This is a genomic window from Streptomyces sp. NBC_00234, from assembly GCF_036195325.1.
Classification (GTDB): Bacteria; Actinomycetota; Actinomycetes; order Streptomycetales; family Streptomycetaceae; genus Streptomyces.
On the sequence record NZ_CP108101.1, the window covers coordinates 566,355 to 580,183 of the forward strand.

A 13,829-nucleotide genomic window follows, 5' to 3' on the forward strand; every position below is an offset into this window, starting at 1 on the left:
ATGCGTGCCCCGTGTTCCAGCCCCGAGGAAACGTACCCATGTCTGCTTCCGCCCCCGACGCGCCGTCCGGCACCGGTCCGAACGACTCGGTCCGCGCCGTCGTCGACGCGGGCGGCGAGCCCTGGGCCCGCATCCTCGGTCTGCTGGAACGGCGCTGGTGCGAGCTGCCCGTGGGCAGCGTGCTGGAACTGCACAGCGCCAACCCTCAGGTCCGTTCGTCCCTCCGCGGATGGTGCCGGCTCACCGGCTCCACGCTGCTCACCGAGGAGGAGACGGGCGACGTGAGTGCGTACCGCATCAAGCTGCCGCCGCCCCCCGTGCACGGCACGCCGACACCGTTCCCCCTCCCGAAGCCGGAGTCCCCATGAAGCCCCTTGCTCGCGCCAGACTCGTGGCGGCGGTCACCGTCGCCGCCCTGTGCTCGCCGGCCGTACTGCCGACGGCGACCGCCGGGCCCGCACCGGAGCCGACCGTCTCGGCGTTCGGTGCGTCGGTGAGCCGCACGGTCACCCTGATCACGGGTGACCGGATCACGGTCACCACCACGCCGGACGGCCGGAAGTCGTACAGCGCGGTGCCCGCCGCGGACTCGGCCCCGGGCACGGTCCTGGCCCGCACGGACATCGACGGCGACGCGTACTTCTACCCGAGCGACGTGATCGGCAAGGTCGGTTCCCTCCTGGACCCGCAGCTGTTCAACGTGGACGGTCTGGTCCGCGACGGCTACGACGACTCCCGCGTCGACGCGCTCCCGCTGATCGTGCGGCGCACCGGCGCCGACCGTCCGGAGGCGCTCGAAAGCGACGGACTGATGCCCGCCAAGCGGGACTTCCACGCGCTCAGGGCGAGCACGGCGGTCCTCGACAAGGACGACGCGGCCGAGGTCGGTGAAGCCCTCGACAGCAAGCACGCGCTGGACGGCGTCAAGAGCATCTGGCTCGACGGCAAGGTGCACGCGGACGCGCTGGACCGCAACCTCACCCAGATCGGCGCCGACAGCGCCTGGCAGGCCGGCCGTACCGGCAAGGGCGTCAAGGTCGCCGTGCTGGACACCGGCGCCGACCAGACGCATCCCGACCTCGCGGGCCGGATCAGCGAGGCCAGGGACTTCTCCGGCAGCGGTAGCACGCTGGACAAGAAGGGCCACGGCACGCATGTCGCGGCGACCGTGGCAGGCAGCGGCGCGGGCGCGCCGGGCCTCCGCTCCGGTGTCGCACCGGACGCCGACCTGATCATCGGCAAGGTGCTCGGCGACGACGGCTCCGGTTCGGACTCGTCCGTCATCGCGGGGATGGAGTGGGCCGTCGCGCAGGGTGCCAAGGTCGTCAACATGTCGCTGGGCAGCGGCCCGACGAACGGCCAGGACCCGGTCACCCAGTCGCTCGAAGCGCTCGCCACCTCGTCCGGCACTCTGTTCGTGGTGTCCGCGGGCAACGAAGGTCCCAACATCAGCACCGTGTCCGCCCCCTCGATCGCCCCGCACGCGCTGTCGGTCGCCGCAGTCGACTTCGCGGGCGGCACCGCCTCCTTCTCCAGCCGCGGCCCGTCGTTCAACGGAACGGTCAAGCCCGAGATCGCGGCCCCCGGTGTCAACGTCGTCGCGGCACGCGCCACGGGCACGAACATCGGCACGGTGCAGGCCGACCCGGCGTACACCGCCCTGTCGGGTACGTCGATGGCTGCCCCGCACATCGCGGGCGCCGCGGCCCTGCTCGCCCAGGAGCACCCCGACTGGACCCCGGACCAGCTGAAGCACACCCTGATGGGCACCACGACGGCTCCGCAGAGCGGTCAGTCGCTGTACGACGTCGGCACCGGCGTCGTGAACCTCCCTGCCGCCCTCAAGCAGACCGTCGTCGCCGACACCGGCGCGCTCGACTTCGGGCGCCTGGACGTGACCGACGGCACCGCGACCCGCACCGTGAAGCTCACCAACAAGGGCACCGCGGCCGTCACTCTCAACCTCACCGGCACGCTGGCCGCTGCCGGTTCGACGCCTCCGGCCGGCATGCTGGAGCTGTCCGCCTCCTCCATGACGCTGGGCGCCGGTGAGACCTCCGAGGTCACCCTGACCGTCGACGCCGCGGGTACTCCGACCGGTACGTACAGCGGAGCGCTGACGGCGCTCCCCGCCGACGGCGGCCAGGCGCTGCGCATCCCGCTGCTCCTGGACCGGGCACAGTCCGTCAAGGTCACCACGCTCGACCGCGCGGGCAACCCCGCACCCGCCCAGATCTCCCTGCTCAACGCGGAGAGCGGCGCCTCCATGAACGCGGAGATCCCCGCCGCGGGCACCCGTGACGTGCGGGTCCCCGAGGGCAGCTACATGGGCCTGGCGATGATCCGCATGATCATCGACGGCACCCCGCAGATCGCGATCGTCAGCGCCGACCTCAAGGCCGGCACGAACGAGATGGTCTTCGACGCCCGCAAGGCCCGTCGCTGGACCGCCTCGGTCGAAGGCAAGGACACCCGCCCCGAGTTCATGCTGGGCAACCTGTCCCGCACCACCGACGACGGTAAGTACGGCATCCGTCACAGCATGCTGGCCGGCGGTGCGTACGGGGCCTTCCCCAAGGACGCGCTCTGGATCACGCCGACCACTGAGGCGCACCTCGGCAAGGTCGCCTTCAACGAGCGCTGGCGGCTCGCCGACGCCGACAGTGACAACACCGTGGGCGACACGTCCGCCCTCTACGACGCGGCGTACGCCCGGGACGAGGTCGCCGACAACCCCGAGCGCCGGCTGACCCGCGGTGAGATCGAGAAGTTCGCCAAGGTCCGCACGACGTACCGGGGCATGAACGAGAAGATCCGCATCCAGGAGGGCAGCACGGTCTACGGGACCGGACTGAACGGCCTCAACACGTCCTCGCCGTCCTACCTGACCGTCCCGCGCGAGCGCACGGAGTACATCCAGGCCGAGGACAGGACATGGCTGCGGTTCACCTACCGCAACCAGGGGGGCGTGGCGATGAACTACTCGCCGGCCCAGTTCACGTACCAGCCGGGCACCTCCTCGAAGTACACGTGGTTCGCCGGACCGTTCTCGGTGCGCGCCGCGGGTCAGACCACCGGTGCCCGTCTCCAGTTGAAGGTTGACGACGCCGTCATCCCGAAGGGGTTCGCTCCGATGCTCTCCGACTTCAACTCCCCGCAGCGCACGCAGTCCACGACCGCCCTCTACCGCAATGGCACGCTGGTCGCCGACCGCGGCTCGCTGATCGACAAGACGTTCGAGGACGCCGACAAGGCGTCGTACGAACTCCGCCGCACCTACACCTCGGCCGGGATCTTCCCGCTGGGCGGTGAGGCCGCCTCCAAGTGGACCTTCACCGCGGGCGGCACGGGTGAGGCGGCGACCCCGGTGGACCTCCTCAACGTGTCGTTCGACGCGCCGCTGAACAACCTCAACCAGGCGCGCGCCGGCCTCCCGCTGCCGGTGAGCGCCGACATCACGGGTGCGGTCGAGGGCCTGCGCAAGGTCCGCGCGTGGGTCACCGCCGACAACGGTGTGACCTGGAAGCCGGTCCTGATCCTCGGACACGAGGGTGCGTACCAGTTCCTCGCACCGCCGTCCGCGCTCACGTCCGGTGGCTTCCTGGGCCTCCGCGTGATGGCCGAAGACGGGCGGGGCAACACCGTGGACTCGGCACTCCCCCGGGCGATCCCGGTCGTCTGACTCCGCACGGCATGACATGACGGTGCCACCGTCCCCGGGGAGGGGGCGGTGGCACCGTCATGTTCCGGACCCGGATCAGAACCGGTCGAGCGCGGCCTTCAGTTCCGCCGCGTCCGGCGGATTGGCACCGGCCCGTGCGACGGTGACGGCGGCCGAGGCCGCCGCGTGGCGCAGCACCTCGGTCACGCTGTCCGCGTCCACGGAGCGCAGCCGCTCGCGGCCGTCCGCACCGAGGAGTCCGAGCGAGGCGAGTGCGTGCAGCGTGCCCGACATGAACGCGTCGCCCGCTCCCACCGTGTCGACGACGTCGGTGGGAAGCGCCTCGACCGTGGTTCGTCCGCCGGGGAGGACCGCGAGCGCGCCGTCGGCCCCGCGGGTGACGAGGACGAGGGCGGGCCCGGTGGCCTGCCAGCGTGCGGCGACCGCTTCCGGGTCCTCCCCCGGGTACAGCCACTCCAGGTCCTCGTCACTGGCCTTGACCACGTCGCTCAGCGCGACGCACCGCTCGACCCGGCGTACGGCCGTGTCGTGATCACCCATCAGTTCCGGCCGCACATTGGGGTCGTAGCTGATGGTCGCCTCCGTCCGCGCGGACTCCACGGCACCCAGCACGGTGGCCGCGCCCGGCTCCATCACGGCGGCGATGGACCCGGTGTGGACGTGGTGGTGCCGCTGTCCGAGGCGGGTCCGTGCGAGCGTCCAGGTGATCTCGAAGGTGTACGTGGCCCGTCCCCCGCCGTCCAGGGTCACGGCGGCGGACGGGGTGGGCACGACGGCACCGTCGGTACGCACCCGTACGCCGGCAGCTGCCAGATGGTCCCGGATCAGCCGCCCGTTCTGGTCGGATCCCAACTGGGTGAGCAGAGTGGCGCTCCGGCCGAGCCGGGCGAGTCCGAGGGCGACGTTGGCCGGGCTGCCGCCCGGGTGGACCTGGTCGGCCGCACCGGGGAGCCGGACGATGTCGGCGACGCATTCGCCGATGACCAGCACATCGAGTCTGTCGAGCATGGGGTGGGTCTCCCTAGAGTGCGGTGACGAAGGTGTCCTGGTAGGAGGTGCGGCCTCCGAACACATTGAGCCCGATCCTGCCGCTTGCGAAGCGGGTGTCCGTCGTGTCGATGACCGGCCGGCCGTCGACGAACACCTCGATCCGGCTGCCGAGGGCCCTGATCCGCAGGGGCAGGCTCGATCCGGCGCGCAGGAGCAGCGGTACTTCGGCGAGTACGGCCGACTGCCCGCCCTCCTTACGGAACAGCCGTGCCGTCCGCAGGTTCGGGTCGAGGTTCACCGCGTATCCGTCGGCCGCGTCGGCCGAGGCGCGCAGCAGGACGGAGCCGGCGCCGGGGGTGCCGTCGGGGCCGCCGAACCGCACCAGTGCGGTCAGTTCGAGGTCCGCGTACTCGGTGGCGGACACGGCGGTCGAGTCCCGGTCGAAGGCGCCCGTGCGGCCCGCGCCGGTGGTCTCCCAGTGCCCGGCCGGGACGACGGTGAGGTCGCCGAGTCCCCCGGTGCGGAATTCGGCGCCGCCCGGCGCCGGGGCCGGAGCCGGGACGGTGCCCGTCACCCGGAACACGTCTTTCAGCCCGTGGACGGTCAGTTCGACGATCCGGGCGGATCCTCCGGTGGCGTAGAAGGCCGTGCCCAGGTCGTCCGGTCCGGGGAAGAGGAGGCTGCTGATGGTGACCTGTCCGTCGCCGCCGAACACCTCGACCGAGGAGCTGTCCATGAACAGGCGCAGGCGCAGCCGCCGTTCGCCTCCGGCCGTGTCGAGCGGCAGCGGGGCGACGGTCCGGCCGGCGAAGTGCTCGGTGAAGTCTCCGACGCCGGAGCGGGTGCGGTCCACGAACAGACGCTGGGCGGCGACGTCGTAGCCCACGACGGTCCGCCGGTCTCCTCCGGTCCGCAGCCGGAGGCCGAATTCGGTGGCGGCTCCGGTGTCCGGCAGGGCGATCTCCGCCTCGATCTCGTACGAGCGCCCCCGTATCGCCGCGAGCGGGTTGGCGGACTCCGGCAGCACGGTGACCTCGCTGACGGTGGTGCTGCCCGAGCGCAGCGTTTCGAGTTCGGCGGCCGGGCGCTGGACAAGTCCCCCGCTGGAGAGGGTGAGTTCGCGCGGGATGCTCAGCGCGCCGTTCCACTCGCCGGTGGGTGCGCTGAACGCGTAGTCCCAGTTGCTGAGCCAGCCGAGCTGGACCCGGCGTCCGTCGGGCAGCCCGGCGAAGGTCATGGCCGCGTAGTAGTCGCGGCCCGCCTCGGCGCGCAGGGGGGTGCCGGCCGTGTTGGTGGTGGTGAAGGCCGCGCCGTCCCAGTCGCCGAGGAAGTACTCCGCCGCCGATCCGTCGGTCGCCCGCACCGCTCCCGTGGAGAGGGTGAGCACCCAGCGCACCTGGTCCGCCTGGCCGTCGACGGGCAGGGGGAACAGGTCGGGGCACTCCCACACTCCGCCGACGACCCAGTCGCCGTAGCCGAAGGAGGAGCGGTGGGTCCAGTGCAGCAGGTCGGTCGAGGTGTGGAAGCGGACGTGGTCGCCGCCGGACACCACCATCACCCACTGACCGTGCTCCTCGTCGCGGACCACCTTCGGATCGCGGAAGTCCCAACCTCCTTCCCGTCCACCGGGGTTCGGCACGACGGGCTCGGTGCCGTACCACTGCCAGGAGCGGCCACGGTCCCGGCTGAAGGCGGCCCGCACCGACTGGTTGCCGCCGGGCTTGTCCGGGTGGTAGCCGGTGTAGAAGGCGAGCAGCCCGGAGCCGCCCCCGAAGAGTCCGCTGACGTCGTCGGCGTCGACCACGCACGACCCGGACCAGGTATGGCCGAACTCGGAGACGGGAAGGGCGACGGGCAGGGCACGCCAGTGCAGGAGGTCGGTGGACACGGCGTGCGCCCACTGGCCCGCGTCCTGGTGGAAGAGGTGGTACTCACCCTCGTACCGGACGAGTCCGTTGGGGTCGCTCGTGCGCGAGGCGAGCTGGGTGTAGTGGTATCCGGGACGGTAGGAGTCCGTGTAGTACGTCTGCGGGGTACGGGCCCGGACTTCCTGGAAGAGGGCCGTTCCCCCGGTCGCGGCCAGGGCCACGGCGGCCCCGTCGGTGCGGGCCGCAGTGGCGGTCAGGACCTGGATCCCGTCCACGGTGACCGTCAGGTCCGCACCCAGGGCGCGGAGTTCCGTCCGGTAGGTGGAGCCGTCGACGAACGGGCGTACGGGGGGTGCGGCCTGGGCGAGTACGCGTCCGTCGGCGCGGTCCACGAGGCGTACGCCGCTCGCGTCGAGGCGGGCCTCGTACCCGCCCTCGCCCGTTGCGCCGGTGCGGACCACCAAACCCGCGGTGGCCGCCCCGGCCAGGAGGACGTCGGCGCTCAGCAGCGCGTCGCCGCCCGGGAAGGGCGCCGTGCGCAGCGCGACGGCGCCCTCGCCCCGGATGCCGCGCAGGTCCGGGGTCCAGCTGCCGGCGACGTCCGACCAGCCCTGAAGATCCGTCACCGGGCCGGAGGCAGCGACGTTCTCGAAGGCGGCGGAGCCGTTGTACACCTGGACCCCGAGCTGCCCGGCGCCGTGGGTGGCGTCCTCGGCCGTGATCACCGGGGCGTAGCCGTCCGGGGTGATGAAGTCGGTCTGCCAGCGGACCGTGAGCCGCTTGCCGTCCGCCCGGACCATGAGCCGGTACACCCTGCCCACCTCGACGGGTGTGCTGTGGGTGCCGAGAGTGGTGTCCCCGTCGATGCGGTAGAGCCGCAGCCGGTTCTGGTTGGGGTCGATCTGCACCCCGTATCCGGAGGTGCCGCCCGCGTCGGTGCGCAGCAGGAGGGAGGCGACGGCGTACGGATCGTGGATCTGGACGTCAGCCTGGTACACGGTGTCGTGGACGCGCGTGTCCGCGACCGCACGGGTGTTGGTGTCCGCCGGCGCCGTGGCGAGCCAGCCGAATGCGGTGGCCTTCCAGGTGCCTCCGGTCGTGGTCCAGCCGGTCGCCGTGGTGGTGACGGTACGGATGCCCGGTGCGCCGAAGAGCACGGTCCCGTTGTAGGCGTGCAGGCCGGCGGCTCCGTGCGCGTAGGCGGTGTCCCGTGCGGTGAGGAGCTGGGCGCCGTCGACGGATACCGTCAACTCCGGGCCGTCCAGACGGACTTCGAGGAGGTAGCCGGTGCCCGGGTGGGCAGTGAACGCGGCGGGCGGCGCGAGGTCGCGGCCGGTCGCCAGGTCGAAGAGGCGGACCCGGCCGAGGTTGGGGTCGAGGCTCGCCGCGTATCCGGCCGCGCCGTCGTCGGAGGCCCTGACGACCAACGAGCCGACGGCGTAGGGCGATCCGGGATCCACGGTGACGCGGGCCACGTAGGCGGCGAGGGTTCCGACACGCTGCTCGGACAGGGCGAGGGCGTTGAGGTCGGCCCCCGTCACCACGCGTCGGCCGCCGTCGGCGGTACGGGACCAGGTGCCGGTGACCGCGAGCGGATCGGGGATCGCCGCGAGGTCACCGGGCAGGGCGGCCAGGAGGTTCGCGGCCCGTGCGGAGGCCACCGCAGGGCCGGTGCCGGTCAGCGGGGTCAGCAGAGCGAGACCGGCCGTGGACAAGAGCGCACGTCGAGAGAGGGACATCGTCGTCTCCTGTGATCGAGCGGGTGGGATTCCGTCCGGATCAGGCCGCCGGGCCCGATCCGGACGGGAGGCCCTCAGGGCCAGAGCGGGCGGGGGCCGTCGAAGACGGCGGCCATGCGCCAGGCGTCGATCCGCTCCACCGCGACCTCGCCGGCCGCGGCGACGGCCACGCCCAGCGCGTCGGGGAGGGTGGGGTAGACGCGGGCGGCCAGCGCCCGGCCGTTGGCGAAGATCTCCAGTGCGGAATGGTCGACGAGAACCCGCAGGTCGACCGCTCCGTCACCGTTCAACGGCAGTTCCCCGTAACGGGGTTCGGTGTCCACCGACGGGTCGAGGCTGCTCGCCTCGCGGCGCAGTCGCAGGGTGCCGGTGCCGTCCTCGGCCCGCGCCACCTCGATCACGGTCCGCTCGGAGCCGTCGGCGGACTCCCGCACCACGAGGCGCGCGAGGGCTCCGGGAGCGAGCCTCAGCGTCACCTCGATGTCCAGCTGGTCGCCGTTGATGCCGTCGAGCCGCATGTGTACGCCGTCGGGCACCGTGAGCGGGCCGGTCCGTACGGCGTCGCGGCGCAGTCGCGCGAGTTCCGGGACGGGGGCCTGGACCAGGCTGCCGTCCGTGCCGAGGGTGACGACGCGGGGCAGGGACATCACTCCGCACCAGCCCGCCTCGGCCATGGCGTCCTCGTCGCGTCCCTCCTGGAGCCAGCCGAACATGACGCGGCGGCCGAGGGCGTCCCTGGTGGACTGCGGGGCGTAGAAGTAGCGCTGCCCGTAGTCGAGCCGGTGCAGGGCACGGGGGACGAACGTGTCGCCCTCGTACGTGCCGGTCCAGTACAGCGGGTAGTGCGTGGTGCCCTCGTCCCAGGCGGAGAAGGCGAGGATGTCCGTCCCGTCGAGCCGGAAGAGGTCGACGCACTCCCACATGGTCCCGGTCCAGTCGAGGTCGGCGGCCGTGCCGGTGCCCGCGTCGCCGGTGAGGAGCGGGCCGACGTACCGCCAGTCGCGCAGGTCCTCGGACTCGTACAGGAAGGCCGTGCCGCCGGTGCCGCGGATCCCGGAGCCTACGAGGTGACGCCAGACACCGTTCTCCTGCCAGACGCAGTGGTCGCGGAACGCGGTGAGGTCGCCCTCCGGCGGGGCGGCGATCACCGGGTTGCCGGGGTCCTTGCGCCAGCTGCGCAGATCGGGCGATCCGGTGGCCACGCACGGGAGTTCGCGCTCTCCGTGCCGGCCGGAGTAGACGAGGGTCGGGGTGCCATCGTCGTCGACGAGGACTCCGGACCAGCAGCCGTCGCGGTCGGGGCCCTCGGTGCCGGGGACCAGGGCGACGGGTTCGTCGGTCCAGGTGACCAGGTCGCGGCTGGTGGCATGGCCCCAGTGGATGCGGTGGTGGGCGGCGGCGAGGGGGTTGTACTGGTAGAAGAGGTGGTAGACGCCGTCCCAATGGGCCAGCCCGTTGGGGTCGTTGAGCCAGCCGCCGGGAGCGGTGAAGTGGAAGCGGGGCCGGTGCGGGTCGAGGACGGCACGCTCCGCCAGGCCCTTCGGCGCGTCCTCGTGGCGGGCGCGGGGCAGGGTGAGGTCGTGGGTCATGATCAGGCGTTCTCGGTTTCCGGGGTGGCCGCGGTCAGGACGCGGCGCGCGGTGGGCGTGGCGGGGGCGTACAGATGGCAGCGCACCCAGTGCGGCTGCCCGTCGTCCTCGCCGACGACATGGCGGACGGGCTCGGTGCGGCTGCACGCGCTCTCGTCCTCGTACGGACAGCTCTCCGGTGTCAGGACGGCGGCGCGCAGCCGGGCCCGCAGGACCGGGTCGTACGGCGCGGTCCGCTCGGGGTCGGGCACGGCGGAGAGCAGGAGCCGGGTGTACGGGTGGGCGGGCCGGTCCATCAGGGCCAGCGAGTCGCCGCCCTCGACGAGTTCACCGGCGAACAGCACCTGGGTGGTGTCGGCGACGTAGCGGGCCGAGGCCAGGTCGTGCGTGATGTGGAGCATGGAGAGGGAGTGCTCGTCGCGCAGACGCCGCATCAGGTTGAGGATGCCGACGCGTACGGAGACGTCGAGCATCGACGTCGGTTCGTCGGCGAGGACGAGCCGGGGGTCGACGGCCAGGGCGCGCGCGATGGCGACGCGCTGGCGCTGGCCGCCGGAGAGCTCGTGCGGATAGGACTGGAGCATGTCCTCGGTCAGCCCGACCGTGTTCATGAGTTCGCGCAGTTCGCCCTCCCCCGCGGGACGCCCGTGCACGAGCAGGGCGCGGCGCAGGAAGTGCTCGACGCGGTGGACGGGGTTGAGGGAGCCGAAGGGGTCCTGGAACACCATCTGGACCGCACCGCGGTAGGCGCGCGAGGCGCCCCGCTTCTGGGTCCTGAGCACGTCCTGCCCGTCGAGCAGGATCTGCCCGGAGCTGGGCTGTTCCAGCCGGGCGAGACAGCGGGCGAGCGTGGACTTGCCGCTGCCGGACTCGCCGACGAGGGCGACGATCCGCCCGTGCGGGATGTCCAGGTCGACGGAGTGGAGGGCCCGGTGGCGGTCGCGGGAGAAGAGGCCGCCCATCCGGAAGTCCTTGGTGAGTCCGCGCACGCTCATCAGCGGGGCACGGGTCGTGGTGGCCGTGGGCGTCATCGTGCCTCGCCTCCGATGGTGCGGGCGACGAACCGGCCGGTGGCCACCTCGCGCAGGTCGGGAATGTTCGTCGAGCAGTCGGAACGGTCGGCGGGACACGCGGTGTGGAAGCCGCAGTTCTCGCCGGTGCGCGGGGTGTCGGCGAGGCAGGTGAGCTCGGTCCGGGGACCGGTCAGCGGCGGGAACGCGTTCATCAGCGCCTCGGTGTACGGGTGCAGCGGCGCGGCGAAGATCTCCTTCGCCGGGGCGAGTTCGACGAGCCGGCCCCCGTACATCACGCCCATCCGGTGGGAGAGCTCGACCATGAGGGACATGTCATGGGTGATGAACAGGACGGAGAAGCCGAGCTCGCGCTGGAGGTCGCCGATCTGCGCCATGATCTCCTGCTGGACCACCACGTCGAGTGCGGTGGTCGGCTCGTCCATGATGAGCAGGGACGGTTTCAGCGCGACGGCCATCGCGATGACGACGCGCTGGCGCATCCCGCCGGACAGCTGGTGCGGGTAGGACTTCAGCCGCGCCGGGTCGATGCCGACGAGTTCGAGGAGTTCGGCGGAGCGCTCCCGTGCGTGGCGCTTCCTCGTGCGCTCGTGGGTGGTGAAGATGTCACCGATCTGCTCGCCGATGGTGAGGACCGGATTGAGCGAGTTCATCGCGGACTGGAACACCATGGCGATCTCGCGCCAGCGGAAGGCCCGCAGTTCCTTCGCGTCCATCGCGAGGATGTCGCGGCCCTTGAACGTGATCGATCCGGTGATCCGGGCGGGCGGCTTGAGCAGGCGCATCACGGCATTGGCCACGGTCGACTTGCCGCAGCCGGACTCCCCCGCGAGACCGAAGATCTCGCCGGCCCCGATGGTGAACGAGACGTCGTCGGCGCCGACGACACTGCGGCCGTCACCGCCGTACTCGACGCGGAGGTTCTGTACGTCCAGCACCGGCTGGTGAGAGAACGAGGTCATCGTTCAGCCCTTCTTCCGGGACGTCGTGGCGGGAGCGGCGCGGCGGGCGCGCAGACGCGGGTTGGTGATCTCGTCGACCGCGTAGTTGGCCATCGCGAGGGCGAAGGCGACGAGGGCGATGCAGAGGCCGGAGGGGACGAACACCCACCAGGCGCCGGTCATCAGCGCACCGTCGTTGCCCGCCCAGTAGAGGTTGGTGCCCCAGCTGACGACGCTCGCGTCGCCCAGGCCGAGGAACTCCAGACCGGCCTGGGCGCCGATGCCGAAGATGACGCAGCCGAGCAGGGTCGTCATGACGACGGACGCCATGTTCGGGAGGATCTCCCGGAACATGATCCGCAGGGGGCGTTCGCCGGTGACGACGGACGCGGCGACGAAGTCCTTGCCGCGGATCGACTTGGCCTGGGCGCGCAGGACCCGGGCGGAGCCGGCCCAGCCGGTGACGACCAGGACGAGGATCACCGTCGCGGTGCCGGGCGGCATGAACGCGGCGAGGATCACCAGCAGCGGCACGCCGGGCACCAGCAGGAAGATGTTGGTGACGAGGGACAGGACGTCGTCGACGATCCGGCCGAAGTAGGCGCAGGCCATGCCGACGAGTACGGCGAGCGCCGTCGCCGCCAGGCCGACCGAGAAGCCCACGAACAGCGAGCTGCGCGCACCCCACAGGGTCAGGGCGAGGACGTCCTGCCCCTTGGCGGTGGTGCCGAGGAGATGCTGTGCCGAGGGTGCCGACGCACCCCGGCCGTTGATGGTCGAGGGGTCGCCGGGGGCGAGCAGCGGGGCCAGGAGGGCGAGCAGGACGAACAGGGCCAGGACGACGGCCCCGAACAGCGCCTTGCGGTTGGCGAGCAGGGCGCGCAGGAGACCGGTGCGGCCACGCCTGGGCGGGGCGGCGGGCGGCGCGGACGGTGGTGCGGCCTGTTGCGTGCGGGAGTCGAGGACACTCATGGGGGTCTTTCTCCTTCTCAGCCGCTCAGCGGACGCGCACACGCGGGTCGAGACGGACATAGACGAGGTCGACGAGGAAGTTGGCGACGAGCACGGCAGCGGTGATGGTGAGGAAGATGCCCTGCATCAGCGGGTAGTCGAGGCCCTGGACGGCGGCGAGGAGCTGGAAGCCGACGCCCGGGTAGGCGAAGACGACCTCGGTGAGCAGCGCGCCACCCACCACGAAACCGAGCGCCATGCCGAAGTTGGTGACGGAGGGCAGCATCGCGTTGCGTGCGGCGTACCGGAACATGATCCGGGCGGGTGTGAGGCCCTTGGCCTCGGCCATGGTGATGTAGTCCTCGGCCACTGTCGCGATCATGGTGTTGCGCATGCCGAGCATCCAGCCGCCGATCGACACGAGGACGATCGTCAGCGCGGGGAGCACGAGGTGCGTGGCCGCGTTGGAGAGGAACGCCCAGGACAGTTCGGGAGTGAAACCGACGTCGAAGGCGTGGCGCATCGGGAACCAGCCCAGCGTCATGCCGAACAGGTAGAGCGCCCCCATGGCGAGCCAGAAGTACGGGAACGAGCCGGCGAACACGAGCAGCGGTGGGAACACCGAGTCGAGGACGCCGCCGCGGCGCCAGGCGGCCAGGATGCCCAGCAGGTTGCCGATGACGACGGCGATGACCAGGGAGGTTCCGCCGAGCAGCAGGGTCCAGCCGATCTGGGAGGCGATGACCTCGGAGACGGGCGTCGGGAAGCGGGACAGCGAGATGCCCATGTTCCCCGTGCAGACGTCCTTGACGTAGTCGATGTACTGCTCCCACATCGGCCGGTGGTCGAGGCCGAAGAGCCGGCGGATCTGTTCGATCTGCTCCGGCTGCATCTGGCTCTGGGAGCGGGCGAACATACGGGAGACGGGGTCGCCCGGCATGAAGCGGGGCAGCAGGAAGTTCAGGGTGACGGAGGCCCAGAAGGCGAGCAGGTAGAAGCCCAGGTTGCGCAGGAGGTAACGCACCGGTCCCTCTTTCG

Annotated in this window: 9 protein-coding genes; 2 read left to right on the forward strand and 7 right to left on the reverse strand. The window is 71.6% G+C overall.

Annotation, left to right across the window (positions count from 1 at the left end; genetic code table 11):
• Positions 1 to 38 precede the first annotated feature (38 nt).
• Positions 39 to 368, forward strand: a complete 330-nt coding sequence (locus OG230_RS02545; RefSeq protein WP_328908472.1) for a sulfurtransferase TusA family protein — start codon at positions 39 to 41, stop codon at positions 366 to 368.
• Entirely contained in the window at positions 365 to 3,682 is a 3,318-nt protein-coding gene (locus OG230_RS02550) for a S8 family peptidase (protein ID WP_328908473.1), read from the forward strand. Before OG230_RS02545 ends, OG230_RS02550 begins: the two co-directional genes overlap by 4 nt.
• A 75-nt stretch (positions 3,683 to 3,757) precedes the next feature.
• On the opposite strand, the gene OG230_RS02555 is transcribed toward OG230_RS02550, so the two are convergent.
• The 7 genes from OG230_RS02555 to OG230_RS02585 all read right to left on the reverse strand — a co-directional run bounded on the left by OG230_RS02555 (position 3,758) and on the right by OG230_RS02585 (position 13,815).
• Positions 3,758 to 4,690, reverse strand: coding sequence for a carbohydrate kinase family protein (locus OG230_RS02555; protein ID WP_328908474.1), 933 nt, complete (start codon positions 4,688 to 4,690; stop codon positions 3,758 to 3,760).
• 13 nt (positions 4,691 to 4,703) lie between these two features.
• Entirely contained in the window at positions 4,704 to 8,279 is a 3,576-nt protein-coding gene (locus OG230_RS02560; RefSeq protein WP_328908475.1) for a GH32 C-terminal domain-containing protein, read from the reverse strand.
• A 74-nt stretch (positions 8,280 to 8,353) separates the two neighbouring features.
• Positions 8,354 to 9,868, reverse strand: coding sequence for a glycoside hydrolase family 32 protein (locus tag OG230_RS02565; RefSeq protein ID WP_328908476.1), 1,515 nt, complete (start codon positions 9,866 to 9,868; stop codon positions 8,354 to 8,356).
• 2 nt (positions 9,869 to 9,870) lie between these two features.
• Positions 9,871 to 10,899, reverse strand: coding sequence for an ABC transporter ATP-binding protein (locus OG230_RS02570; protein WP_328908477.1), 1,029 nt, complete (start codon positions 10,897 to 10,899; stop codon positions 9,871 to 9,873).
• Positions 10,896 to 11,861, reverse strand: a complete 966-nt coding sequence (locus OG230_RS02575; protein ID WP_328908478.1) for an ABC transporter ATP-binding protein — start codon at positions 11,859 to 11,861, stop codon at positions 10,896 to 10,898. The genes OG230_RS02570 and OG230_RS02575 overlap by 4 nt, the downstream gene beginning before the upstream one ends.
• 3 nt (positions 11,862 to 11,864) lie before the next feature.
• On the reverse strand, positions 11,865 to 12,812 hold the full coding sequence (locus OG230_RS02580; RefSeq protein ID WP_328908479.1) for an ABC transporter permease: 948 nt from the start codon (positions 12,810 to 12,812) through the stop codon (positions 11,865 to 11,867).
• Positions 12,813 to 12,837: 25 nt separating this feature from the next.
• Positions 12,838 to 13,815, reverse strand: coding sequence for an ABC transporter permease (locus OG230_RS02585; RefSeq protein ID WP_328908480.1), 978 nt, complete (start codon positions 13,813 to 13,815; stop codon positions 12,838 to 12,840).
• Between the last annotated feature and the right edge of the window lie 14 nt (positions 13,816 to 13,829).

Excerpts from the sequence above, each read along its gene's own strand:
- OG230_RS02550 (WP_328908473.1), top strand. The coding sequence starts at position 365 with ATGAAGCCCCTTGCTCGCGCCAGACTCGTGGCGGCGGTCACCGTCGCC.
- OG230_RS02565 (WP_328908476.1), bottom strand. The coding sequence starts at position 9,868 with ATGACCCACGACCTCACCCTGCCCCGCGCCCGCCACGAGGACGCGCCG.
- OG230_RS02545 (WP_328908472.1), top strand. The coding sequence starts at position 39 with ATGTCTGCTTCCGCCCCCGACGCGCCGTCCGGCACCGGTCCGAACGAC.
- OG230_RS02570 (WP_328908477.1), bottom strand. The coding sequence starts at position 10,899 with ATGACGCCCACGGCCACCACGACCCGTGCCCCGCTGATGAGCGTGCGC.
- OG230_RS02575 (WP_328908478.1), bottom strand. The coding sequence starts at position 11,861 with ATGACCTCGTTCTCTCACCAGCCGGTGCTGGACGTACAGAACCTCCGC.
- OG230_RS02560 (WP_328908475.1), bottom strand. The coding sequence starts at position 8,279 with ATGTCCCTCTCTCGACGTGCGCTCTTGTCCACGGCCGGTCTCGCTCTG.
- OG230_RS02555 (WP_328908474.1), bottom strand. The coding sequence starts at position 4,690 with ATGCTCGACAGACTCGATGTGCTGGTCATCGGCGAATGCGTCGCCGAC.
- OG230_RS02580 (WP_328908479.1), bottom strand. The coding sequence starts at position 12,812 with ATGAGTGTCCTCGACTCCCGCACGCAACAGGCCGCACCACCGTCCGCG.